This is a genomic window from Cellvibrio fibrivorans (assembly GCF_031457055.1).
Lineage (GTDB): Bacteria > Pseudomonadota > Gammaproteobacteria > Pseudomonadales > Cellvibrionaceae > Cellvibrio > Cellvibrio fibrivorans.
Genome location: NZ_JAVDVX010000001.1, coordinates 267,902 through 294,409 on the forward strand (window position 1 = coordinate 267,902; position 26,508 = coordinate 294,409).

Below are 26,508 nucleotides of genomic sequence, written 5' to 3' on the forward strand. Positions count from 1 at the left end.
AAAAGAAAGCCCGTATCGATCACAGCTACGGGATTTTAAATTTCCCGCATTACGCTGTGCTCCATACGGGCTACAAGCTCTTTCGCATCTCCCTTTAAAAAGGAGAATAGAAGATATTACTTGCGTTTCATCGACATAAAGAATTCGTCGTTGGTTTTGAAGTCTTTAAGCTTATCGAGCAAGAATTCCGTTGCCGCAACGTCTTCCATATCGTTCAACAAACGGCGCAGAATCCACGCGCGCTGCAACTCATCTTCACGCATCAACAACTCTTCGCGGCGAGTACCTGAACGACGCACGTTGATCGCAGGATAAATACGCTTTTCAGCAATTTTGCGATCAAGGTGCAACTCAAGGTTACCCGTACCTTTAAACTCTTCGTAAATTACTTCGTCCATTTTGGAGCCGGTATCGACAAGCGCGGTAGCAATAATACTCAAGCTGCCGCCCTCTTCGATATTACGCGCCGCACCAAAGAAACGTTTGGGGCGCTCAAGAGCGTGCGCATCCACACCACCGGTTAATACTTTACCGGATGAAGGAATGACGGTGTTGTAGGCGCGCGCCAAACGGGTGATAGAGTCGAGCAAAATCACTACGTCTTTTTTGTGTTCAACTAAACGCTTGGCTTTCTCGATCACCATATCGGCCACTTGTACGTGACGTGCAGGTGGCTCATCGAAAGTAGAAGCAACCACTTCGCCGCGCACTGAACGCTGCATTTCGGTTACTTCTTCCGGACGTTCGTCGATCAGCAATACAATCAAATGACACTCAGGATTATTGCGCGTAATCGCCTGCGCAATATTTTGCATCATGATGGTTTTACCGGCTTTTGGCGGCGCCACGATCAAACCACGCTGGCCTTTACCGATGGGGGCAATTAAATCGATGATACGACCAGTGAGGTCTTCGGTAGAACCGTTACCGGCTTCGAGTGGCAGGCGAACATTGGGGAATAGCGGCGTGAGGTTTTCAAACAGAATTTTGTTGCGGGAGCTTTCCGGTTTATCAAAGTTAATATCATTGACTTTTAACAGTGCAAAATAACGCTCCCCTTCTTTGGGTGGGCGGATCTTACCGGAGATGGTATCGCCCGTGCGCAAATTGAAGCGGCGGATCTGACTGGGTGAAACATAAATATCGTCAGGGCCTGCAAGATATGAACTGTCGGCTGAACGCAAAAAACCGAATCCATCCACCAAAATTTCCAGCACACCGTCGCCATAAATATCTTCTCCGCCTTTTGCGTGGCGTTTAAGGATATTAAAAATAATGTCCTGTTTGCGCGAGCGGGCGATATTTTCCAAACCCATTTCGTGGGCGATATCAATTAATTCTTCAATCGGTTTCTTTTTAAGGTCGGTGAGATTCATAGGAGAGACTTTGTGGATGGATGTGAGTTGTTGCAGATTATTAGCCGAATGGCACTCTTGTGAAACCAGCGCGTTGACATTAACACGCTGATATTAATCTTTTGAATTAACCTGTTGAATTAATCCGTCAAATTAAATAATGGAATTGCGTTTTTTTGCTGTTATTAAGCCGCTGACTATCGTGCCGGCTCAACGCCATGCGCTCAATCGCCCTGTAGTGTTGTTCGTACAAGTGAGCTGATGAATTGGCTTATCTGGTTATATCAGATGCCGGGGCAAGAACAACAGCAGGGAAATTAGGGTTTGTTCGTCTGGTTCAAGGGAATCGGGAAGGTGATTCTGGGAGGAACAAACATCAGATTGGGCTGAGTATAACGGCAAATATCGCCCAGTGCAAAAACAAATTGGGCCATCTTGCGATGGCCCACAACAATTAGATTGCAGAGTTGATGAAATCAACCAACTGCGGCTTGCTCACTGCACCTACTTTGGTGGCGTGGGCTGCGCCATTTTTGAAGATGATCAGGGTGGGAATACCGCGTACATTGAATTTGGCTGCCGTTTCTTTATGATCATCCACATTGAGCTTGGTGACTTTTAATTTGCCTTCAAATTGCTCAGCCAAGTCATCAAGAATTGGCGCAATCATTTTACAAGGACCACACCAAGGAGCCCAAAAATCGACCAGCACAGGCAAATCTGCACCTATTACTTCCTGCTCAAAGCTGGCATCGCTAACGTGCACAATGGCATCACTACTCATAATAAACTCCAAACCTGACGGTCATTTAATGGTGAAGGGAAACCCAATTTGTTGTGGCCATCATAAGGATTGCCCCTAATGCAGGCAAGGAGAAAAAACCAATCATTGCCATAGGGGAACGCTATACGCGCGCCGGTAGTGAAATTCAAACCTGGCGATTTAACGCATTAACCAAACCCGTCGCTTCAAATGCGGAGTACAGATTATTGAATGTAACGGGTTTGGACAGATAGTAATTCATACCGCTGGCAAAGACGGCTTCGCGATGTTCCTGCAATGCGTGGGCGGTGAGCGCGATGATCGGGGTTGCCGATAGGCCTTCGCGCCGCTCGTAATCGCGAATCGCACGCGTTGCTTCAAATCCGTCCATTTCCGGCATTTCACAATCCATCAAAATCAGGTTAAAACGCTCATTGGCATCCTGCACCGCATCACACGCCTCGACCCCGTTTTCAGCAAAGATTGGCACTATATTAAGCTTGCCAAGCAAGCCCTTGATAACCATACGATTGACCGGATTATCTTCAGCAACCAGCACACGCAAGTGGGCAAATTTGTCGGGGTCGCGGGCTTGCCGCTCGGCGGCAACCAACGGCACCGGCTCATGCCCCAGAAGCGCAATCAATTCCTGACGCAGCAATTTCATCGAAACCGGTTTGCGCAAAATCGCATGGATCGCAAGACTGCGCATTTGCCCCTGGTCGTGATAAATATCGCCGGCGCTGAACATGCACAGCGGCAACTCGCGAAACTCTGGCAACTCTCGAATCCATTGCGCCAATTCAAAACCCGTAACATCAGGTAACGCGTAATCAAAGCAGACAAAATCATAGGGCTCGCCTGAATGCATAGCATGCTTTAGTTGTGTCAGCGCCGTTTTTGCCGAGACAACTGACTCCATACTCACACCCCAGACACTGCAGTGATGCGCAACAAATTCACTCAGGGTACGGCTGGACTCAACTAACAATAATTTTTTGCCCGATAACAAATTGCTTTTGGACTCCAATGGCGAGTTATTCCAATCGCACACATCTTCGCGCCCCAAGCGCGCAGTAAACCAAAAGGTTGAGCCGCGCCCTTTTACACTGTCAACGCCAATTTCGCCATCCATCAACCCCGCGAGGCTTTTGCAAATTGCCAGCCCCAAACCAGTACCGCCATATTTGCGTGTGGTGGAAGCATCAGCCTGATTAAACGAATCAAATAAATCATCCGTACTGCTCATTTCTATACCGATACCGCTGTCCTGCACAATAAAACGCAACTCAACTTTATCTTCAGGTAAATCCGCAACACGTTTTACTTGCAGGGAGACAAAACCTTCAGTGGTAAATTTAAAGGCGTTGCCGAGCAAATTAATAATGATTTGGCGCAACCGTGTTGGATCGCCCTTCACCCATTTGGGCACATCGGGATCAAGCCCCCCAAACAATTCGATATGACGTTTATTGGCAGTAGCACCAAATAATTGCACACAACTTTCGATCAACTCATCCAACTCAAAGGTGGTTTCTTCGAGTCGCATTTTACCCGCCTCGATTTTGGAGTAGTCGAGAATATCGTTGATGATAGTAAGCAGGGTTTCGCCCGAGCGGTGGATAACATCGATGTAATGTTTTTGGTTATCATCGAGCGGCGTATCGCGCAGCATTTCGAGCATGCCGATCACTCCGTTCATAGGCGTGCGGATTTCATGGCTCATGGTGGCGAGGAATTGGCTTTTCGCGCGACTTGCATCTTCCGCTGCATTTTTCTGGCGGCGAGTTTCAAGCTTTTCTTCTTTTTCAGTGAGCAGAGCCATTTCAATCGCGTGGCGCTGCTCGATATCGTCAAGCAATGTCTCGCGCATGTGGTTGATTGCGTTGACGACATTATCCAATTCATCTGAAGCTGAATTGACTTTTAAGCGTTTGAGTTTGAGTGGTTTGGTGAGGGTTTCCAAATTAAGGTTGCGCGCGTAGTTGGCGACGGTTTTCATATGGCGCGTCAACAATGTATGCACCAGCCAGACAATAAATAATGCAATCACCAGCGTTTTAGTGCCCTGCACCAATGCAATAAAAAATGCGCGCTCCCACAATTTATCATAAATACTGCTGAGGCTGGCGGTCACTGTGAGCGTACCCAGCTGCTGCTCCGGCGTGCTCGCGTCTTCATAGACGAGTGGATAACTGCGCACTAAAAACTGGCTGCGTTTATTTTCCAATTCCTGTGGGTCATAGGCGTGATTGCTGGCAACCAATGTCTGCTCGGTATTGTTCCAATCGTGCCAAACCACTTTGACCTGCACTACGTCATCAACCGCAAGTACGCTATTGATCTGGATATTCAATTGCTCCTGATCAAATCCCCACAGACTTTTAGTGATGCTCGCCAGGGTACTGATGCGCACCTGATCCAGACGTTTTTCAAGCGCGGCTATATCGTCGTTAAAATTGCTGTGGAGCTGCAACAAAATCGCAACAAGCGTGACAATCGAGCTGCTGATAATAATCAACCCCAACAACCGCGCGGCTATAGGGTTTTCACGCATGTAGTTTCTTATGTTGGGCATCTCAACCAACCGCAGCAAGACCAGTGAGGAATGCCTTTGAGTGTAGCAGCAAAACAACACTTTCCCTATGGCAAGGCACAGGGAAAGCATCACACGCAAAAGGCGTTGCTCAGCTTACATAGCCGGATTGCAGATGCAACAACAAACGCTCGGCGCGTTCGGTAAAATCCTTACGCACAGCCGGGTCTTCCAACTGAACACCCAGTGCATAGACGTAATGGCGCAATCCCGATGGGCCGGTCTTACCTGCGTGCAGCCAGTGCTTGAATACATCGTCAACAAGACCTTTACCCACAAGGCCGAAGTGATCGATAAAAAGCTGGTTCAATTGTTCGATAACGCGCCGGACAACAGGCAATAAGTTAGGTTGGGAATGACGCTCTACTTTAGTTGAGAGGCGCGGGGTCGAGGGTGCGGGATAGCTCATAAAAAATCTCCTTGAGTAACTACTACTTGAGTTAAGCTGATGCAGGTACATTCGCAAAGACTGATTGGTAATAACCGGGCATTTTGAAGCACCAGCTGACTCTGCAAAGAACTGTAAAAAAAAGCCTTGAGCGCGAACAGCTGACCCGCTATTTTCAGCGGCAGATGGTTTACAATGCGCGCCGATTCTTGCACCAATGCAGCCGAAATATACTCCGGCACAACCAAACCCAAGGTTTCAATTAATTAATCTCAATAATCCGACGCGGAGAAAGAGTGGATGAGCATGTTGTTCAACAACGCAAAGGCTGGTAGCCGATTATTTACCTGCACTGGTTTAACCGCCCTGGCGATGAGCTGTGTATTAAGTGCCGGCCTGACCGGATTCGCCCATGCTCAACCACAACCGGCAGTAGCTCCCGCCGCCGCCACCGAAATTGCCCAACCTGCACTCTTTGATGCGATTGCTTCGCGCGCAAAATTACTGGCGCGCCGCGAATACAAGCCTATCCAAGCCAATATTCCCGAAGCCCTCGCGAATATGAATTATGACCAATACCGCTCAATTCGTTTCCGCCCTGAATCATCGTTATGGCATAACGAATCCTTATTCGAGCTGCAATTGTTCCATCCCGGCTTCCTCTATCGCGAGCCAGTGACCCTGCACATGGCCACCGATGGCCCCGACGCCTTTGTGCAGTTCAAACAAGAGTATTTTAATTACGACGGCCCTGCCGCACCTTTGGCCGGCGTAGCCCCAGGCAATATTGGTTTTGCCGGTTTCCGTATCCACTACCCGCTTAACAGCAATGAATACAAAGATGAATTTGTTGTATTCCAGGGCGCGTCCTATTTCCGCTTGGTAGGCCCGGGCCTGGCTTACGGCCTGTCGGCACGCGGCCTGGCAATTGATACTGCCGAACCCAAGGGCGAAGAGTTCCCCGTATTCCGTGAATTCTGGCTGGTCAAACCCGGCCCGACTGATACACGCATGGTGATGTACGCCCTGCTCGACAGCCCATCTATTACCGGCGCCTATCGCTTTGAAATTATTCCCGGTGCACCAACCGAAATGGCAGTGGAAGCGCGGATTTTTGCGCGCAAAGATATCCTTAAGGTCGGCGTAGCACCGCTCACCAGTATGTACATGTGGGGTGAAAACCATACCCGTTTTGTTGATGACTTCCGCCCTGAAGTACACGATTCAGACGGTCTATTGATGGCCGCATCAAATGGCGAGTGGATCTGGCGCCCGATCAGCAACCATCGTCAACTGCGTGTCTCCTCAATGATGGATGAAAATCCGCGCGGTTTTGGCTTACTGCAACGCGATCGCGATTTTGATCACTATATGGATATGGAATCCCGCTACGAGAAGCGCCCGAGCATGTGGATTATCCCCGAAGGTAACTGGGGCAAAGGCCGTGCAGAATTGGTGGAAATACCGAGCGACAGCGAAACCAACGATAACGTTGTCGCCTACTGGGTTCCGGCCAAGTCTATGAAGGCGGGCAGCAACGCCACCTTTAAATATCGCTTGCGCACCTTTGACGATCACTTGCCCGAAAACACCGGTGCCAAGGTCATCCGCACTCGTATCGGTTGGGGCGCCAACCCCGGCCAAGCCAATCCTCCTCCACTGAGCAAGCGCAAATTTGTAATTGATTTCCGCGGCGGAGAATTGGACAACCTCTCTGCCGATGCACCTCTAGTCGCCGAGATGCAAAAGAACTCGGGCACCATCAGTGAACTGGTAGTGCGTCAATTGCCAGATGGCCGCACCTGGCGCGCCTCCTTCAAGCTGGAGCCGGAAGGCAACAAAGTGGCTGATATGCGCGTTTTCCTGAAATTGCGCGATCAACGCCTGAGCGAAGTCTGGAGCTACGTCTGGTATCCGGATGCAATCTGATATGACCCACGAGTTTCGCGCCCCCGCTGACCTAACTGTTTTGCCTGCGGATGCCATACGCATCCCGGGCAAGTCGTTGCGCCGTTATGTGTATGTGATCCTGAGCGTGCTCACCGCTATTAGCGGCGTGTACATCATGTTCGATATCCTGCGCGCCAATGACCTGACCACCCTGGAAGCCGTTATTCTGGTGCTGTTCGGCATCAGTTTTACCTGGCTCGCCCTCGCATTCTGGAGCGGTTTGTTCGGATTTATTTTGCAGATGTTGCGCATCGATCCGCTCACGCTGAAATCCACCAAAGGCATGCTAGAGGACACATCGCCCATCAGCTGCCGCACTGCGGTGGTGATGCCAGTCTATAACGAAGATACTCACCGCGTAATCGCCGGTTTTGAGGCGACTTTGCGCTCGCTGGAAAAGACCGGAGAGATCGCCCACTTCGATTTCTTCCTGCTCAGTGACACCACCAACCTGACTATCGCCCAAGCTGAGCGCGATGCCTGGCAGCTGTTGCAGGAGCGCCTGGGTGACTTGGGCAAGCAGGCGTTTTATCGCCGCCGCGAGAAAAATATCGCGCGCAAAGTGGGTAACCTCGCCGAGTTCTGCCAGCGCTGGGGTGCGAACTACGAAAACATGATTGTGCTGGACGCCGACAGCATTATGGCGGGCGATTGCTTGCTGAAAATGGTGCGCGCCATGCAAGCCAATCCACGCACAGGCTTGATTCAAACCATTCCGATTCCCGTGCGCCAGACCACCTTCTTTGGCCGCTTTGTACAGTTTGCTGCGGTGCTCTACAGCCCAATGCTCGCGACTGGTCTCGCCTTTTGGCAGACAGACGCCGCCAACTATTGGGGCCACAATGCCATCATCCGCATGCGCGCCTTTATCGATCACTGCGGCCTACCGACGCTGCCCGGTAAGGCGCCTTTTGGGGGCGATATTCTCAGCCACGATTTTGTGGAAGCCGCCATGCTGCGCCGCGCCGGTTGGGATGTGTTTTTGCTTGCCGATCTGGAGGGCAGCTACGAAGAAGTGCCGTGCAATATTATCGATTACGCCAAACGCGATCGCCGCTGGGTGCAGGGCAATATCCAACACTTGGGCATTGTCGATACCAAGGATTTGCACCCCATTAACCGCATGCATTTTTTGTTGGGTGCTATCGCCTACATCACCTCATTAATCTGGCTGCTGATGCTGGTACTGAGTACTGCCGACGCTGTAGTGCGCGCGATCAACTCAAACGTCTATTTCACCGAGGTGTACCAGCTCTACCCCAACTGGCCGATCGCAAAAACCGAATTGATCGTAGCGCTGATCCTGCTCACCACAACCTTGTTGATGGGTCCCAAATTGCTCGGCGTCATAGTGGCGCTCACCCACAGACGCAAACAATTCGGCGGCGCACGCGCGATCATTAAAGGCACAATTATCGAGACGATTTTTGCCGTACTCATTGCGCCGATCATGATGGTGTATCACGCCTACTTTGTAATTTCCGTATTGCTCGGCTTCAAAGTGAACTGGGATTCGCAAGACCGTGAAGGCCGTTTATTGCCTTGGGGCGAATGTATTGCACGCACATCTAAAATGACCACCGCAGCGCTCGCATGGGGTTTTATGACCTACACCTATGCACCAATTTTCTTCTGGTGGTTATTGCCGGTATTAACCGGACTGGTACTGGCTGCGCCCTTGGTGCGCTACTCCAGCAGCCTCGATTGGGGCCGGGGAACGCGCAACCACAAGATTTTTTTGAGCCCTGATGAGACCAGCGAAGACCCGGTGTTATCGCACTTGAATGAACTCTTAGCGGTCGAACATCCGCCACTGGCTGCACCCGCACCGATCCCGGCTTTACCAGCCGATAATTGGACGGATATGCCGCATCGCGCCATGGATGATTACGTGCCGGTAAAGCGCTAGGCTCAAACCAGTGTGAATCAATCACACTGGTGTTTTTTAAAACCAGAAGGACAGGTAAAAGCGAATTACATCAGCCTGCAAACTGTAGAGCGGCTCTTCACCTGCGGCATAGTCAGTAGGCGATACGCGCGCATCGCGGAAATCATCGTAGTCGATATCGAATTTATCCCAGTTAAGATTCACGGTACTTTTTTCAAACCAGGGAATCACTCCTGCCGGAACTTTATAGGTTACTCCCAAGCCAATCGTAGTCGATGAGAACGGGCTTAACTCTTTATCGCGTGCCAAAAAGTTTTGCGCATCGCGATAGGGAAATAAATCCGAGTAAAAATCGGCGCCCGTTTGTTTATACATCCGATATTTAACTTCAAATAGCCATTGCTCGCGATAAGGGTGTAAATAGCGCAATTCAAAGTTATCCGCATCAATACCCCAGCTATCGGAAAATTGGCGCACTTCAGCTCGTATTGACGCGCGATAGGGCAAGTAATATATCGCTCGCAAACCGAATGCATCGCTATTGCGTGTATGTGGATAAAGTTCTGATTGATAGAGATACCCCCCCGTGCCACTTAAATAGCGCACCGAGCGGTAGGGGTTATTCAAGCAACTTTCATCCTGAGTGAGATCAAGACATTGATCGCTGACACTGTCAAAACTGAACGAAGCCAATAAATTTTTTGTCACAATTTGCGAAGCATTGACACTGTATTTCCGCCGCTCCAAGTTGCGTTCATAAGTTGGGTCAGTATTTTGGCCAACAACATCTTCACCAAAACTAACGCCAAAACCGAGCGTAGTTAAATCGCCAAAAAAACTCTGGTCGATACCAAAGGTGTAAGTCGATGCATCGTAATCATTTTCTTTACTACTGGTATAACCCAAACTTATCGTGGAGCGATCAATCAGGTATTGACCGCTAATGCCATTTTCTTTGCGCTCTTCACTGTAGGGGCTGGCAGTAGCTTGCACGTCAATCGATGCACTGCTCACCATATCCACATAATAATTCGCAGCAACCGATACCGATGCACCAAGATTTTTGCGCACTAAAATTGAAGGGCCATTAATTTCCGCACCGCCACCATCGTAACCGTGATAAAGCACATCAATGCGCTCATCAGGCAAAACCGCGGCCTGTAAAAAACTACTCGCCAGCGTCAACACCAATAACAGTAAACGGTTAATTACAACCACAGCCACCTCCCGATGCACCATCGCCACCGCGCGCCGCTTCGCGTGCATCGTAGACGTGATGCAAGTAAGAATCGGCGATGGGATTGCGTTCAAAGCTCATGATTTCATCGGCGATTTTTTGCCGTTCATAAGGTTTTACCCAAGGCTTGATGGGACTACAGGCGGCGATGCTAAACAGCAGCACAATAAAAAGCAGGCGGCGAAGTATCATTCTTTGATCAGCTCGCGGATTTGGTCGCGGTATTTGTTTTCATCACCCGCTTTGTAACCGCGGTTGACGAAGCGGATCTCACCTTTTTTATCAATCACCACAGTAGTCGGCATAGCATCGACATTATACAAACTGCTGGCTTTACTTTCTGTGTCATACAGAATCGGAAAGCTCACGCCTAATTCTTTAATTAATTTTTTTGCATCGGTATTGTCCTCTTCCACATTTACACCGTAGAGCACAAAACCGGCTGCGCTGTAGCGCTTGGACATTTCATCCAGCAATGGCATTTCCTTGCGGCAAGGGCCACACCAGGACGCCCAGAAATTCAACATCACCACCTGCCCACGCTGCTCAGCCAAACGCACATTTTCACCGGTGCTGCTGGGCAGGGTGAAATCGGGCGCGGCGTCTGCGCTGGCGTTAACCGCGAAGAGGCCTGCAGCGAGCATTACCCCTAACCCCAGTATTTTTTTGGATACAAATTTTTGCAGTGACATATCACTAACTCCAACAATTAACGCTAGAAAAATAACGACAATCCCAAACGCGATTCGAGATTGGTAATGGTTTTACTTTCACCAAACAATTCATGTGTAAAGCTGTGGCCGCGCATACTTAAATCCAACGCCAACCAATCGGTAGTATAAAAACGCAGGCCGGCACCGAAATTGGTAGTGAAATAATCCTTCGCAGCAAAATCGGTATTGCCTGCACCGGCAACTATGTAGAAATGATTATTGAAGGTCCACTTGTCAGAAATAAAAACCTGTCCGTGCAAAAAATTGTAGCCGAGTGAAATATTGTAATAACTCAAATCGCGCTCATCATCGGTAAGCAACTCCACACCGCCACTCAATAACTCATAGCTGGTTTTTTCGGTTTTGCTCATACCGTAAGCCGCTTCAACAAAAAAGTCCTCCGTGATGTGGTAGGCAAATGTAATTCCCACTACATCGTTGGTACCGAAATCTTCAATACTAAGCAGCCCATAAAAGATGCCCATTTCAAAGTTTTCACTGTCCAGATCATCTTCTTTAATTGTGCGGCGCTTGATATCGGGAGTAATGATTTGCTCCAACTCATCGTCATCACTGGAGCCGTCATCCTGCGCGTAAGCACTGCTGTTAATACCAGTTAAACCCAGTAGCAGTGCGCTTAGAAAAAGACGTTGAATCCAACTTTCCATTCATTAACCTCGTCATTGGTATTGCGGCTGGTGATTATGTAGTGATTGGTGTATTCCACCCGCAGAAAAAAACGGCCAGTAATATGGACGTAAGTGCCCAAACTGGCCTGCAATAAATTGTCTTCACGATCTTCCGTTTGCACCAGTGTTGAACTGGGATAGGTGTTGATAGTGCCACCACCGATACTTAAAAAAGGTGATGCGCGCAGCTCTGGAAATGGCTGGAATAAAATACCGCCGGCAATAATTTGGCTGTCAGAAAACTGCCCGGTATTTTCGGCGTAGCGCAACTCCGCAGATAAATTTTTGGTGAAGCGATACCCTATATTCATGGTCAGGCTATCGGCACCGGCAAAATCGCCATAAGCCGCCCCCATTTCAAACCGATCAACCAAATAATCAGCTTGTTTGCTATCAGGAAATTCTGGTTTGCTGCCATCAAGCGCGAGGGTGAATTCCATATCGTCGCGCTTGATCCAGCCGACAATGCCACGCCTGGTTTTAATTTTGATCCATTCAGTGCGGCTTTTTAACAGGGTGATAATTTCTTCGCGCTCGACTACATGGAAAATCGGATAGCCGCGCCCCGGGCCGGAGTAGACATTGATAAATGCCTCATCAACGCTGACCTGTAGTGGCTCTTGCGCAACAAACCAATTACTGAACCAACCCTGCGCCAGAACCGGTTGCCCCGCCAGCAGTAAACAACTCGCGAACAGACGCCCGATCAACGAAGAGATGCGCGAGTGTTTTTGTTGTTGTGATGCGCCGAAAATCGTCATTGAAAATCAATCTACCGAGTCAAAAGGATTGTTGTAATAAGCCGCGCGAATATCCAGCCATTCCGATAATAATTTCAGCTCGCTGTTATTGAGCCAGCCGCGATGATCGACAGTATCCGTTGCCGCATCAAAATTGGCAAAGCGATTAAAAAATCTGGCGCTGGCACGGGCGCCACCGGTGGACATGGAGGGCGACACACCAATCTGGCGGGTAAGGGGAATTGGATTGCCGTCGGCATCTAACACCAACACCAATTCCACTACGCCCAACTCATCGGTGACCTCCTGCTGCACAAAGGGACAATCCACTACACCTTCACAAGTGGGATTGCCGTCGACATCCAGAGTCACCACACACTCGGGAATCGCATCTTCATCTACGACAAATTCGCATACCGGAATATTGTCCGTGAGACCCGCCATATCATCGGTGAGGATCTGACGTAAATCTGCACTGAGCAACTCGCGATAAGCAGTCATATGATCATTGTTTAAATCTGATGGCTGATTGGTCAACTCTAGCTGACCTGCCGGAACCTGCACAAGCGCATTGCCATTGGCATCGGTAGTATTACGACTATGACAGCCGATGCACTGACGCTCGACGGCATCGACCATACGGCTGCGTTCCCAGAGCGGTTGGATATGGGTTTCGTAATTGATGATGACACGGCACAGACTGCTCCAGCCATCCGGATCAATGCACGCTTCCGCTGTGGGCGCGTGAATTTGCGCAGGATCTTCAGCGAGTGCGCTGTAACGATACTCAAAACTGGTATCTTTGGCGCGCACGGTTGTATCTGTCCACTCATCATTGAAGACAATATCCACACTCGGCTGACGCTGGGCAACGGGGGTACAGCTTGCAGGATTGCCGGGGGTTTCACAAAAGGTGGATCGGGTGGCAAATTCCGCCATAGTCTCGCCCATGCTGGGTGCAATGGGTGTACCTAAAGCGTCAAAGCGGATGGTGTTGAGAAACTGTACGCCGCTAGTTGCCGCCCCTTGATTAAGCGCTACAGCTTCCGCACCGGCACGACCATGAGCCACATCATTCTGGTTGTTGTGGCAACCGTTGCATTCGCGCACTTCGCCTGGGCGCAGTTGTAACCAATTATTGTGCAAAGGGCTGATGCGACGACCATTGGCATCGAGGATTTCGATAGTAAAAGCGACATCAGCTGGCACTTTCACTTTCACCGAGCCATCCGGTTCGATGGGCGCATAGCCGAGAATCTCGCGCATCACCCCGCCACTCACACCAAAGGCAGTACCTTCAAAATCGAGTGTATCGTTGTCGGGCATGGAAACCGCTTTGATAAGGCGCAAAAAGCGTGCAGGCCGCTGGGAAGCAGGCGCTGCTGCCATAGCGGCAAGGTTCGCGGGGGCGTTATTAAAACCGTAGCGGCCGAAAACCCCATCGACGTCATAAACACTGCGGATATGCAGCACCCCCACTGCCTCCTGCGCTAATTGGGTATCCACCTCAGAGCGAAAATAGGTCGGTGGAGTAATTTTTTCGAGCGAGACCGCATCGGTATACATCACGCCGGCTTTGGCCAGAACTACTGGTTGTTGAGTTTGTTGGGCAATGTTGTAAATCCAGATACCGTAAAAAGGCTCAGCCTCTTCAATATCGGGGATAGCAAGATTCGCTTCAGTACAAGGCAATAAACGCTCGGTCAACGGCTCTTGCAATCGGCATTGGCTCCAACTCACCAGCAGACGGTTAGTGCCATCGTACAACGGGTAGAGCGAGGCAAAACGTCCATGTGTCGAAATTTCGCCATCGCCCTCCCGGATATTCACCGGCAGTATAGAGATGCGCTCCTGTCCGGCCGCACTCATTCCTGTAGCGCCAGGTACTGGACGGTTGTTTTCACTAAAACCAGCGCCGTCAATTACCACCATATCGCCGCCAAGCAATGCGCCACTGGGCTTAAGGATGGCGGCGATTCGGCCATCGGGCATGGTATTGAGGTTAAATAGACGCGGCGTAGTCTGGGTATCATCGTCCGGACTTTCATTTAGGCTATTGTGGCCGTAATAAATCTGGCTGTTAGTGCCATCTGGATTGACTGTATAGAGACTGAGATTGTTATTCCCTAGCCTGTCCCAACGCATATAAAACACGCGACCATCAGGCAACAAGCCCGGCTGTATATCGTGGCTCTGGTTATAGGTGATTTGTTGTATATCAGTACCATCATCCTTCATGGTGTGCAGTACGTAGGCAGGTTCATTGCGGTCGCTATCAATACCGGCAATATACTGGGGCTTGCCGTCATCCAACAAAATCGCCTTACTGCGCGTCTGGCGCGTGGACGCAAAGAGGATGCGACCATCGGTGAGATAGCGAGGAGAAATATCTTGCCCGGCTTCAGCGACTATATCGGCGCTGATAATCCGGCGCAGAACTTTAGTCTCCAACTGGTATTCCCAGATATTCCAAGTGGGCTGATCCTCTTCATCGGCGCCTTCAATCTCCGGCGCACGCATGGCAAAAATCAACTTTTGTCCATCCGGGTGTACCGATATATCTTTAACATCGTATAGCGGCCCATCGGGGAAATCTTCAACCGGAAAATCTTCCAATGGGAAAGCGGCAGAGCTGATATCCACCGCTGCCGCTTGGGCAGTGGCGCGCGCCTTAATAAAGAGTTTGGCTCCAGGATTAAATGCCGCTGGCTCAAACACATCGGGAAACACCGGCTCTCCGTCCTCATCCAGCGGGATCGGGCGCTCTATGTAGGCGATAGGCAAATCCACCACCACCGGATCAGGCTGTTGCCCGCCGCCATTGCTCCCGCCACCGCTACCACCGCCACAGGAACTCAATCCCGGCAGCAGCACTAACAAACTGGCCGCCAATAGAAAACGCTGGCGAAGAAGAGACTCGCAGAGATTCATAACATTTGCCTTATATCGCACTGGCTTATACCCCTTTTGGGACGAGGTCAGCAGGTTGCACCGGATGAGGTTGATGGGGAAAGTTATAGTCGCTCTTGCCAATAAAGATAGCCAACAGCGCCGGTGCAGATAATTGTCAGGCAAACCTGTGCGCCATTCTCTCGATTTAATCACGAAAGACGGTGAAATCCTTTGGTTAGTGCGACGAATGCCAACCCTCGTCTGCGCGCCACCGCACTGATATATGTTGATCTAAGCGCCTGTCTTGTAGATCTGTGATTAAGTAGGCAAAGGCTTACTCTAATTAGGCACATGTTTCATCCCATGTGCTGACTATAATCTGATCCTTCTCTACCTAAAAAGATTGCCCTGCTGGTAAATCAGCCAGGCAACCAGAACTCTTTGGGAGCAACCGTGAACAACCTATCTTTCCTGCCGCCCCATACCGGGTCGCCCAAGGGAGGGCCTTTGTTATCGAGCCTTATTGCAAGGTTCGCAACAGGCCTTCTCGTTTTCGCCATCAGCTCCTCCCTCGCTCAAGCGGGCTCGCGCGAGCAGGCCGTACAAATCCACAACCGCGTCGCCGGTGTGCCGCCCTCGGAAGCAGTGCTGCTGCAAATGGCAGCGCAGATAGATGCAGGCCAAGTCGCTGAAGCGGTAAAAATCGCCATGAACAACGAGTCCTTTTACAGCGTCACGCTGAAAAATATGGCGACGCCCTGGACCAACCGCGACCAGACTGTTTTCGCCCCACTCAATGACTACACCGCCACCGTTATCGGCCTTGTGCGCGACGATGCGGATTTTCGTACCGCGCTTTACGACGATGTGATTTACACCAGCAATGCCAGCGGTCTGCCCACCTACTCCAACAGTAACAACGAGCACTATGAAGCACTGGAAAATCTGGGCATCAGTTTGAAAGACACGCTGGTGCGTCGCACCCAATCGACAATAAACGGGCTTCCTGCCTCGGCTACCTCCGGCATCATCACTAGCCGTGCGGCCGCCAAAGCCTTTTTTATCGCGGGTACTAACCGCGCCATGTTCCGTTTTACTTTGGTCAACCATCTTTGCCGCGACCTTGAGCAAGTACACGACACCTCCCTGGTGCCGGATTTTATCCGCCAGGATGTAAGCCGTAGCCCCGGCGGCGATAGCCGTGTATTCCTCAACAACTGCATCGGTTGCCACAACGGCATGGACCCAATGGCCAAAGCCTACGCCTATTATGATTACGAATTCGATATCACTGCCGATCCGGATGGTGTGAATGGCGCAATCCACTACAACAGCGAGGGTGTCATCGACCCTGATACCAACAGTCGTGTGGAGAAGAAGTACCGGATCAACAGCTCCACCTTTAAACCCGGTTATGTGACCACCAATGACGATTGGCAAAACTACTGGCGTAAAGGCCAGAACAGCCATTTGGGCTGGGCGTGGAATTCACCGGCATTGTCCGGTATGGGTAGCGGCGCGAAGAGCATGAATATGGAACTGGCACATTCCAAAGCCTTCGCCAGTTGCCAAGTTGAGAAAGTGTTCCAAAACGTATGCCTGCGCAAACCGGGCGATGCCACCGATAGAGCCAAGGTCGAGGAATTTACCCAGAACTTTGCCGCCAACAACTACCAGTTGAAGCAGGTGTTTATCGACACCGCCAACTACTGTAAAGGCCAATAGGGGAGATGACCGTGAATACAATCCAGTTATGCTCCACTTTTCAGTTGCGCTCAGGATTATTGCTTATCGCGTTGCTGGCTACATTAGCCGGTTGTGGCTCTGGCTCTGGCTCCAAAACTGAAACTAACCCCAATACCAACCCCGGTAATGGAGGCGGCGATGATTTCAGCTACAAAGGCAGCAACCCCGCCTCTACCGCCGACATCACCAAATTTCAGAATAATCTGTGGATAAATATCGCCCGTGAAAGCCGCTGCGGTGGCTGCCATACCCAGGGCAAACAAGCACCGGAATTTGCCCGTGGAGATGATATCAACCTCGCTTACGCCGCCGTAATCGATAACGGTTTGGTCAGCCTCGGCAACCCGGCGCAGTCGCGCCTGGTCACCAAGGTTGCGGCTGGGCATAACTGCTGGCTCGCCGATCCGGTCGCCTGTGGCGATATCATGACCACCTGGATCACAGCTTGGGCGGGCAATACCGGCACCACCGCCAACAGCGTGGTGCTAACCCCGCCCGCCGAAAAAGACCTGAGTAGCAGCAAAGTATTCCCCGATAGTCCGGCAGCCTTCTCGACTACCGTGTACCCGGTGCTAACCGAATACTGCGCACAGTGCCATAGCGAAAGTGCGATCACCCGCCAGCAACCCTATTTCGCAAGCAGCCGGGTCGAGGCCGCTTACGAGGCAGCTAAAACCCGCATGCGTCTGGATAACCCCGCAGCCTCGCGTTTTGTACAACGCCTTTCATTCGACGGTCACAACTGCTGGAGCAACTGCAGTCAGGATGCCGCCGAGATGCAAGCCGCCATCACTGCCTTTGCTGACACTATAGTTCCAATCACCGTCGATCCAGACTTGGTAATCAGTAAAGCGGTCGGATTGAGCGATGCCTTTGTGGTCACCAGCGGCGGCCGCATCGATACCGATATCATCGCCAAATACGAGTTTAAGACGGGCAAAGGCAGCATTGCCTACGACACCGCCGGGGTAGACCCGGTCGCCAACCTCAACCTGATTGGCAATGTCGGCTGGAGCAGCGCCTGGGGTTTGAAATTTAAAGATACCGGAAAGGCACAAGCCTCCACCGGCGACAGCCGCAAGTTCTACGATTTGCTGCGTGCAGCCGGAGAATACTCGATTGAAGCCTGGGTGATTCCCGACAATGTGGTGCAGGGCGACAATGACAATAACCCCGCACGTATAGTCACCTACTCGGGCAGCAATACCACCCGCAACTTCACCCTCGGCCAGTACGAGTATAACTACAGCTTTTTGAACCGCACCTCCATGAGCGATGAAAATGGCCTGGATGAATTAGCCACAGCGGCCAACAAAGAAATCCTGCAAGCCAGCTTGCAACATGTAGTGGTTACCTTTGACCCAATCCGCGGCCGCCGCATTTATGTGAACGGCGAATTTACTGGTGATACTGATCCCGATGCGGGCGCGGTATTAAAAGATTGGGACAGTAGCTTTGCACTCGCGATTGGTAACGATGTGTCCAACAACCGCCCTTGGGCGGGCAGCATCCGCTTCCTCGCGATCCACAAACGCGCCATGAGCGCAGGCGATATCAAAACCAACTTTGATGTGGGCGTAGGTGCAAAATATCTGCTGCTGTTTAACGTCTCGGAATTGGTCGGCACGCCGCTGAGTTTTATCGTGTTTGATGTGCAGCAGTTTGACGATTATGCCTATCTGTTCAGCTCGCCTTTCTTCACCAATCTGGGCGACCAAAAAATAACTGGCGAAGTGGATTTGAAAGGCCTTCGCATCGGCGTTAACGGCACTGAAGCGCCGGTCGGTCAGGTATTTGCCAATCTGGATACCAAAATAAGCGCCGCACAGATGGTTGAAGGCCGCCAAACCCTATCGACGCTCGGCACGATTGTAGAGATGAAACAAGGGCCTGATCAGGACCAGTTTTTCCTCACCTTCGACCAGATCGGCAGCAATACTTATAGCCGTGCGGAAGTGGTCGTGCCGCCACCAGCGACACCGGCAGATATCCCCGGCCAGGCGCACATCGGCCTGCGCAACTTTGCCGAGATCAACGCCACTCTTGCAGCCATGACCGGCGTAAGCAAAACCACACCAGCGGTGAAAACCACTTACACCAAAGTCGAACAGCAGTTGCCAACCCTGACCAATATCGAAGGCTTTTTGGCCGCGCAGCAAATGGGCGTAACCCAACTCGCGGTGGCCTACTGCAACGCGCTGGTGAACGATACCAGCCTGCGCACTAGTTACTTCAGCGGTTTTAATTTTGGCGCTGGCGCTGGTACCGCATTTGATGCCACAGGCCGCAGCCAGATTATCGACCCGCTGCTGAAAAACCTGCTGGCAAGCGATATCGCCTCGGGTGGCGCCCTCAGCAACCAAGCCAATCCAGCAGAAATTCGCGCGGAGCTGAACCAGCTGATCGACCGAATGACCGCTTGCGCTGCGAACAATAGTTGCACCAGCAACCGCACCGCCACCACCGTCAAAGCTACCTGCGCCGCCGCCATGGGCAGTGCAGTGATGCTGTTGCAGTAATTACCGGAGCAGACACCATGACCAGCAAAAAAACTACCCTGCACCCGGACGCACCGCTCCTGCTCAACAACCACAGCCGCCCGGTCACCCGGCGCGAGCTGGTATCACAAGGCTTCCGCGCCGGCACGGCAACGGTATTGGGCGGCTCGATTTTCAGCTTGTTTGCGAACCCCCGGGAAGCAGAGGCGGCGCTCTCCGCTGACCTGATTGCTATGCGTAGCGCCTGCGGTATTGCAGCGCAGGGAGCTGGCAAGATTCCGTTTATCTGTTTTGATCTCGCGGGTGGCGCCAATATCGCCGGCTCCAATGTATTGATCGGCCAGCGCGGCGGCCAACTGGATTTTCTCAGCGCGGGCGGCTACAGCAAACAGGGCCTACCACTGGCCATGAGCCCAGCCGCCTCCACCGCCGCCAATCCGCTGATCAACAATGAGCTTGGCCTCTCCTTTCATTCAACCAGCGCTATGCTGCGCGGTATTCTGGAGAAAGTCGCCGTAGGCAACCGGGCGCTAACCAATGGCGCCGTCATTCCAGCACGCTCGGAGAATGATACCGGCAACAACCCCCACAACCCCATGTACGGTATTAACCGCGCAGGCGCCAATGGCTCGCTGCTGGCCTTGATTGGTTCACGCGCCAGCGATTCCGGCGGCAACTCCATGGCTCCAGCAATGATGATCAATCCCGAAGTTCGCCCCACCAAAGTGGATAACCCGAACGATGTGACCGGTTTGGTCGATGTGGGCGACCTGGTCAGTTTGCTCGACCAGCAAGATACCGTTGCGGTGATGGAATCCATCTACCGTATCAGCGATAAAAAACTCGGCAAGGTCAGCACCGGCACCACCAACGATGCAGTGATTAAAGACATGGTGCGCTGCGGCTACGTGAAAAGCGCCGACCTCGCCGACCGCTTCGGCTACCCGTCCGCAATTGATCCAGTTGCAGATGCCGATCTGGTCGGTGCAGCAGGAGTGTTCACCCAGAACGAATTTGATGGCGATGGCGAATTCCGCAAAACCGCCTCAGTCGCCAAGCTGGTAATCAACGGTTACGCGGGCGCGGGCACCATCACCATGGGCGGTTACGACTACCATACCGGCGACCGTTCCACCGGCGAAATGCGCGATCTGCGCGCAGGCCGCTGCATAGGCGCTTGTATCGAATACGCCGCACGCAAAGGCATGCCGGTGATGATTTATGTATTTAGCGACGGCTCGGTCTTCAGCAACGGCATGATCGATGATTCCATGGCGGGCGGAGGCAAAGGCGTCTGGACCGGTGACGACCAGCAAACCGGCGCCGCCTTCTTCCTCGTCTACAACCCAGCGCGCCGCGCCGTGTTGATGGGCGGTACCAGCAGCGATCCGAACACCATCAGCGATGCGCAGCGCCTGCACCAGCAAATCGGCCATATGCGCGCCAGCGGCGATGTGGAAACCGGCTCAGGTGTCGTTGCCGCTAACAACGTCAACTCATTGGTGGAAACCGTCGTGCTCAATTACATGGCTTTGCACGGCGCGCAAAACCAGTTCGGCAGCGTTTTCCCCGGCAACAGCCTCGGCAACGCCGCTACGCTCGATAAACTCACCGCCTTTACCCCAATTTGCAACGGGGTAATTTCGCAGCCAGTGTAATTACCAACCAATCGACAGCAGATAACAAAACGCCGATACTGCCCGCCAGTATCGGCGTTTTATTTTATCCGCCCGCATAAAATCCCTGACTACCGCATTAGCGAACAACAATAATTCCAAGGATCTGCCTCATGAAAAAATCACTCTCATGTATTTGCACTGCAATTGCACTATTCGGTCTTTCCAATTCATCCAACGCCAGTATCCTCTGGCAGGGCGATTTTGAAACCGGTGATATTTCCCAGTGGGATACACCTATTAATCCAGCGGGATTATCCGTTACCAGCGAATGTGTTTTCGACGGCAAATATGCAGGCAAAGTGCGCTTGACCGGTGAAGATTCTTTTTTGTGGAAAGGCAATAAATTTTTGAATCGCAGCGAATTCCATCATCGCCGTGCAGTGGGCAATACCCATGAAGGTAAAGAGACTTTTTTTGCGTTCAGTTTTTATCTGCCGAAAAAACTCAGTGAGCACAAGCACGAATTGGGTTATTGGGAATCGGATAAAAGCTGGCAACAGATGCTGCGTTTTAATATCGCGGGCAGCGAGTTAAGTTTTCAGGAAACTGCAGCAAAAGAGGTGCTTTGGAAATTACCGGAAGGCGCTGCACCGGGGCAATGGCATCGCATTGCGCTACATATCCGCTGGTCAACCGATCCCAAGCGCGGCTCAGCAGAAGTCTGGGTCAACGGCCAGCATATGGGCAAAAACCAGTTTAAAAATTTACCGGCGAAAGACTCATTGATGTTTACCCAAATTGGTATTTTGCGTACGCAAGAAAAAACGGTTGAAGACATTTTAGTTGATGGTGCGATGGAAACCGACAACCTTACTGAGTTGTTGGAGCGGGATAAACATTTGGTCGGCAAAACCTGCAATCCAACCACTAACTAATCACTAGGTATTTGCCATCCAATAGAGTGCAATTTTTTAAGGTTGCACTCTGTTTGGGCTGCCCACCCAATCTGCATACGATTGGTATAGCAATCTTTTAGTGGTTGCTAACACACAATCACTTTGCTTATCAGCATCACGCACGCTTAAAACCAAATAATAGGACACGATCAAGTGACACCCCCAAAATCACTTTTTCGTGCACTTTTTCGTTTCACAAATTCGCCTGCGCACAACATAAGTGCAACCACGTTGTTTATATCAGGCTAAAACGCGCGAATTCCGCTACCACGACATACCTCCCCGCGATGGCACATGAGTTGCAAAACCATACTTATTCTCATTGCGGGTACTGGCTATGCGATTCATTTTTTCGGCTACGCGGCTTTGGTCTATTGCGATTGGTGTATGTGCAATCTTATTGGGGGCAAACTGTATTGCAGCGGAACCCAATATTATGGAAGTGACCACTGCGCTGAATAGCAGCTGGGTAGTCATTACCGGTGTGCTGGTTTTTCTAATGCAAGCGGGTTTTGCTTTGGTGGAGAGCGGCATGGCGCGCGCAAAAAATTCCGTCAATGTGATTATGAAAAATTACATGGATGTTTGTGTGTGCAGTGTGATTTTTTGGGCGCTAGGTTACGGATTAATGTTCGGCGTGAATAACTCCGGTTGGTTTGGTGAGAGCCATTTTTTCCCCAGTGATCTCGCTGGATGGGATTGGACATTTATCTTTTTCCAAATGATGTTTGCTGCTACCGCCACCACTATCGCGAGCGGCGCTATGGCAGAGCGAATTCATTTTCATGCTTATTTAATCGGTGCCTGCATTATTGCCGGATTGATTTATCCCGTATTTGGCAGCTGGGTATGGGGCAGCGCCCACGGTGGCAACGGCTGGTTGAAAGAGATGGGCTTTATCGATTTTGCCGGCTCGACCGTTGTGCATTCGATTGGCGGCTGGGTTGCTCTGGCCGGAATTATTGTGCTCGGGCCGCGTCTCGGACGATTTTCCGCGGCTGGCGAATCGCGCGCAATTCCCGGACACAATTTAAGTATGGTGGCACTGGGTGGATTTATTTTGTGGTTTGGTTGGTTTGGTTTTAATGCAGGGTCAACACTCGCGGCGAATATCGACATCGGTAAAATTGCACTCAACACCCATCTCGCGGCTTGCACGGGTGCACTGGGCTATATGCTCACCGCCAAATTATGTAAACAGCCAGTGCTATTAACCGGCACAGTAAACGGCAGCCTCGGCGGCTTAGTAGGTATCACCGCCGGTTGCGCCACTATGGACCCGCAGTTTGCATTACTCACGGGTTTTATTGCCGGAATTATTACTTACATCGCCCCTAAATTTATCGCCAGTTTTAAAATTGATGACGTGGTGGATGCAGTGAGCGTGCACGGTTTTTGTGGCGCCTGGGGCACACTCGCAGCGGGGATTTTTTTTGCGGGGGATTTATTCAGTCTCGAACGTTTCAGCATTCAAGGTTTAGGCGTGCTGGTTGCCTTTGCCTGGGGCTTTGGTGTCGCACTACCCTGTTACTTCCTGATCGACAAAATCATCGGCATACGTGCCAGTACGCTGCATGAACAGCGCGGCCTGGATTTTACCGAACACGCTGAACTCGGTTACCCGGAATTTCAGGATACGCGCGCGCTCAACGCAGACGCATTACATTCACAACGATAATTGTTTAATAAGAATACTGATTTAAAAATCGGCGATGGAAATAGGCTCAATTTATACGGCCATCCAAAATCAACCATCATGAACCCAGCCGATCACCACTATCACAGAGCGACAAGAACGAGGCTATCAGTGAATCCAAGCCAAAAACGTAAAGCCGTTGAAGAAGCGCTTATGCCGTTTATTAACGGTAAAACACTCGCCAACGCATTAATCCTGTGGGACGAAAAATACGCCCACCAGCCTACGTTTGCCCTGCAACATTTTTTACGTGAACTCTGTAACGATCTTGAAATAGCCCATATGCGCTCACGCATGTTACAAGCGTTGGTCAGCACGTTTTCATCGATGCAAGATGACCGTCACCATCGCACCGTCGAACATCCGCCCATCAAACACAACACTGTTCATACAGCGAAAACGTCTAGCTCGCCGATACTGCTGATGTTTATGGCACTGGTGGAGCAACTTATTGACACACCCGGAGGTGATGCCTCGACGCGCATCCGTCTCTACGTGTTGGAAAACCTCACCAAAATTTCATTGCCCACACATGAGCGCTGGGCCTTTCACGGTTGGTTAAACCAGATGGCGCCACTCACCGGCACTACGCCTAATATCAATACTATGCAGCAGGTAATCAACCTTGCGTATGTAGCACTGTGCGAATACTTGGGGCCGATTAAAGCTGATCAAATTTTGCAAAGCACGGTGAGCAATGTGCAAAAACAACATCTAACAACCAATGTCCAAAGTTTGTTGTAACTGAAAATGTATTTACTGAAATATGATTTCTGCGCGTAACCAGTATTCGCGGCCACCCGCAGGAAAAGGCGTACTCACATCATTATAGGGCTGGGGAATAAGCACATTAGCGTCAGTGAGATTGCTAACACCCAGCGTCCAGAGCACTGTTGGAAAACTGTAGGTCAAACTCAGGTTAAGGGTTTTTTCCGCGGCGAGCTGTTGTACTTGAATCGAATCTACTGCAGCTGAATATTGCTGTGCGTAGCGGCTGCCGACATAACGTAAATCCACGTTCACTCCGAGATTTTCTAGCGGTGTTTTCCACCCCAGCCAGAGATTGGCGACTTGGTTAGCCGCCCCCATATTTTGCCCTGAGTGATTGGGCACATCGTAAGGCAATAAATCATCGTCATTGGCTTTTGCATAACTCGCGTTAGCGCGCAGACTAACAACATCACCGGTAAACCAATATTGCAGATCGATACCCCGAGTTTTAATTGGCGGATTATTGGTGTAACCCGGCTCGTACGAATAAATAATGGCATCTTTAATTTTTTGATCAAACAGCGAGAGAGTCAGATAACTTTTTTGGCCAAGGGTATGGCCATATTCTATTTCACTTACCCGACTTTGTTCTGCTTTCAACGTTTCCGTCGCTGGATGAAAAATCGGATTGCTGGTTTGTAAATCCGGTTCGCGAAAGGCGGTGCCGTAGAGCATTTTCATATGCCAGTTTTTTTCTGCGCGCGTCACTCCAATGCGAGGTGTAAATGCACTGCCGGAATAATCGTGATGGGAAGCGCGCGCACCCAGTGAAAGATCATAATCACTCATACGCAAATCCCAATTTGCATAAATCGCACGCGTTTGTTGCTGCAATTCGCCGTCGGGCGGAAAATATTCTTGCGGTGGCATATCCACACTAATTGCACGCGCTATTTCCGTTTGGTGGTACACCCCCAAACTGATACTCGCGTCTTCCACATATTGGTAAATCGAATCGAGCTGTGCATCCCAGGCGCGGGCACGCACATCGTAATCGTAGACAAAATCTGGCGCTTGCGAGGATGAGCGCCAATTGGCTTCATCGCGATAACCAAAACGCGGCGTTAATTTCCATTGTTTATTCAATTCAAAATCGTGCGCGATAAAAAAATTGGTTTCGCGAAAATCAATTTTTGCCGTAGGAGCGTACACACCGTACTGTTGGATATTGTCCATACCATATTGCAGATGAAATAAACGCACTTGTGTACCCGACCAATCGAGATTGGCAGCAAGGTTGCCGCCACGCGTATCGCTGGTAGCAATATCCGCGTGTGTGCCTTGGGAATCAATCCACTTGCCTTTGCCCCAATTTCCATCCTGGAGGCTAGCCGACACGCTGAATTCACCACCATCAAAACGGCTACCGCCATTCACACTGAGGACATTGGCGGATTCTTGAGTGCTGACGGTTATTTGAGTTTCTTGCTCGGCGCGGGTATAAATTCGAATGACTGCCAACTGCGCACTGTTGCCGTACTTAACGCTACCTGGCCCGCGCAATACTTCAATGCGATCCAATTGCGCGACTGGAAAATTGGGCGGCAGCGGGAAGGTGCCGTAGATAAGATCATTCACCGGCAAGTCGTTAATCAAATATTGGATCTTGCCCTCGAATGCCCAATTGCCGCGCGCAACGAGGTTGACGGTATTTTGCGTATCCATCCCCAAGCTGACACCAGGAATGTGGAGCAATACATCGCGTAAGGTGCGGGCACCCATCGCGCGCATATCGGATGAATCAAATAAGGTAATAATGCCCGGCTGGGAGCGCCAGGAACTGCTGCGCGTACTGGCAGTGTCCACCTTTAAATCCATCAACTCGCTGAGTGACAATTCAAATAAATCTGTGCTGTTCGCCGCGTCAACACGTGCAGCAGGCAAGCCACACAATGTAAAAATCAATAACACCAAGCCTCGCCAATCGCGACAGGAAAAACGCATACAGGGGTTACCAACAGGATGAATGGTTAATTTACTGATTAAAGCCTAGCCGACGAATGAGTGGATT

General features: G+C 50.9%; 19 protein-coding genes. 8 read left to right on the forward strand and 11 right to left on the reverse strand.

Features of this window, described 5'->3' with window-relative positions; translation table 11 throughout:
- Positions 1-116 precede the first annotated feature (116 nt).
- The 4 genes from rho to J2X05_RS01255 form a co-directional block, all read right to left on the reverse strand.
- Entirely contained in the window at positions 117-1,376 is a 1,260-nt protein-coding gene (gene rho / locus J2X05_RS01240; protein WP_062064458.1) for a transcription termination factor Rho, read from the reverse strand.
- Between the two features lie 433 nt (positions 1,377-1,809).
- Positions 1,810-2,139 (reverse strand): thioredoxin TrxA, encoded by a 330-nt coding sequence (gene trxA / locus J2X05_RS01245; protein WP_133679746.1) that lies wholly within the window; start codon positions 2,137-2,139, stop codon positions 1,810-1,812.
- 145 nt (positions 2,140-2,284) lie between these two features.
- Positions 2,285-4,696 (reverse strand): response regulator, encoded by a 2,412-nt coding sequence (locus J2X05_RS01250; RefSeq protein ID WP_310067630.1) that lies wholly within the window; start codon positions 4,694-4,696, stop codon positions 2,285-2,287.
- A gap of 109 nt (positions 4,697-4,805) precedes the next feature.
- The gene (locus tag J2X05_RS01255) at positions 4,806-5,123 is read right to left on the reverse strand and encodes a hypothetical protein (RefSeq protein WP_310067634.1); all 318 of its coding nucleotides are present in this window, start codon (positions 5,121-5,123) and stop codon (positions 4,806-4,808) included.
- 285 nt (positions 5,124-5,408) lie between these two features.
- Between J2X05_RS01255 and J2X05_RS01260 the strand changes: the two genes are divergently transcribed.
- Together J2X05_RS01260 and mdoH are read left to right on the forward strand one after the other, a co-directional pair.
- Positions 5,409-7,031: an OpgD/OpgG family glucan biosynthesis protein gene (locus J2X05_RS01260; RefSeq protein WP_310067636.1), complete on the forward strand. Its 1,623-nt coding sequence runs from the start codon at positions 5,409-5,411 to the stop codon at positions 7,029-7,031.
- A 1-nt stretch (position 7,032) separates the two neighbouring features.
- Entirely contained in the window at positions 7,033-8,961 is a 1,929-nt protein-coding gene (mdoH, locus tag J2X05_RS01265) for a glucans biosynthesis glucosyltransferase MdoH (protein ID WP_310067638.1), read from the forward strand.
- A 36-nt stretch (positions 8,962-8,997) separates the two neighbouring features.
- On the opposite strand, the gene J2X05_RS01270 is transcribed toward mdoH, so the two are convergent.
- Genes J2X05_RS01270 through J2X05_RS01295 form a run of 6 tightly spaced genes read right to left on the reverse strand, consistent with a single transcriptional unit; the run spans position 8,998 to position 15,250 of the window.
- Positions 8,998-10,158: a DUF3570 domain-containing protein gene (locus J2X05_RS01270; protein WP_310067640.1), complete on the reverse strand. Its 1,161-nt coding sequence runs from the start codon at positions 10,156-10,158 to the stop codon at positions 8,998-9,000.
- Positions 10,145-10,369, reverse strand: coding sequence for a DUF4266 domain-containing protein (locus tag J2X05_RS01275; RefSeq protein ID WP_310067642.1), 225 nt, complete (start codon positions 10,367-10,369; stop codon positions 10,145-10,147). Before J2X05_RS01275 ends, J2X05_RS01270 begins: the two co-directional genes overlap by 14 nt.
- The gene (locus J2X05_RS01280) at positions 10,366-10,869 is read right to left on the reverse strand and encodes a TlpA family protein disulfide reductase (protein WP_374725241.1); all 504 of its coding nucleotides are present in this window, start codon (positions 10,867-10,869) and stop codon (positions 10,366-10,368) included. The genes J2X05_RS01275 and J2X05_RS01280 overlap by 4 nt, the downstream gene beginning before the upstream one ends.
- A gap of 23 nt (positions 10,870-10,892) precedes the next feature.
- Positions 10,893-11,558 carry an outer membrane beta-barrel domain-containing protein gene (locus J2X05_RS01285; RefSeq protein ID WP_310067644.1) on the reverse strand — a complete coding sequence of 222 codons (666 nt, stop codon included), beginning with the start codon at positions 11,556-11,558 and terminating at the stop codon, positions 10,893-10,895.
- Positions 11,528-12,340, reverse strand: a complete 813-nt coding sequence (locus tag J2X05_RS01290; RefSeq protein ID WP_310067647.1) for an SH3 domain-containing protein — start codon at positions 12,338-12,340, stop codon at positions 11,528-11,530. The genes J2X05_RS01285 and J2X05_RS01290 overlap by 31 nt, the downstream gene beginning before the upstream one ends.
- A gap of 6 nt (positions 12,341-12,346) precedes the next feature.
- Positions 12,347-15,250 carry an HzsA-related protein gene (locus tag J2X05_RS01295; RefSeq protein WP_310067651.1) on the reverse strand — a complete coding sequence of 968 codons (2,904 nt, stop codon included), beginning with the start codon at positions 15,248-15,250 and terminating at the stop codon, positions 12,347-12,349.
- A gap of 483 nt (positions 15,251-15,733) precedes the next feature.
- On the opposite strand from J2X05_RS01295, the gene J2X05_RS01300 reads away from it, so the two are divergent.
- The 6 genes from J2X05_RS01300 to J2X05_RS01325 all read left to right on the forward strand — a co-directional run bounded on the left by J2X05_RS01300 (position 15,734) and on the right by J2X05_RS01325 (position 24,470).
- Positions 15,734-16,936 (forward strand): hypothetical protein, encoded by a 1,203-nt coding sequence (locus J2X05_RS01300; RefSeq protein ID WP_374725248.1) that lies wholly within the window; start codon positions 15,734-15,736, stop codon positions 16,934-16,936.
- A 5-nt stretch (positions 16,937-16,941) separates the two neighbouring features.
- Positions 16,942-19,476, forward strand: coding sequence for a LamG domain-containing protein (locus J2X05_RS01305; RefSeq protein WP_374725242.1), 2,535 nt, complete (start codon positions 16,942-16,944; stop codon positions 19,474-19,476).
- Positions 19,477-19,493: 17 nt separating this feature from the next.
- On the forward strand, positions 19,494-21,113 hold the full coding sequence (locus J2X05_RS01310; protein ID WP_310067656.1) for a hypothetical protein: 1,620 nt from the start codon (positions 19,494-19,496) through the stop codon (positions 21,111-21,113).
- A gap of 131 nt (positions 21,114-21,244) precedes the next feature.
- Positions 21,245-22,009 (forward strand): polysaccharide lyase family 20 protein, encoded by a 765-nt coding sequence (locus J2X05_RS01315; RefSeq protein ID WP_310067658.1) that lies wholly within the window; start codon positions 21,245-21,247, stop codon positions 22,007-22,009.
- Positions 22,010-22,367: 358 nt separating this feature from the next.
- Positions 22,368-23,708: an ammonium transporter gene (locus J2X05_RS01320; RefSeq protein ID WP_310067660.1), complete on the forward strand. Its 1,341-nt coding sequence runs from the start codon at positions 22,368-22,370 to the stop codon at positions 23,706-23,708.
- 129 nt (positions 23,709-23,837) lie between these two features.
- Entirely contained in the window at positions 23,838-24,470 is a 633-nt protein-coding gene (locus tag J2X05_RS01325) for a hypothetical protein (RefSeq protein WP_310067662.1), read from the forward strand.
- A 12-nt stretch (positions 24,471-24,482) separates the two neighbouring features.
- Here J2X05_RS01325 and J2X05_RS01330 read toward each other — a convergent pair whose 3' ends face one another.
- Positions 24,483-26,441, reverse strand: coding sequence for a TonB-dependent receptor plug domain-containing protein (locus tag J2X05_RS01330; protein ID WP_310067665.1), 1,959 nt, complete (start codon positions 26,439-26,441; stop codon positions 24,483-24,485).
- Positions 26,442-26,508 lie beyond the last annotated feature (67 nt).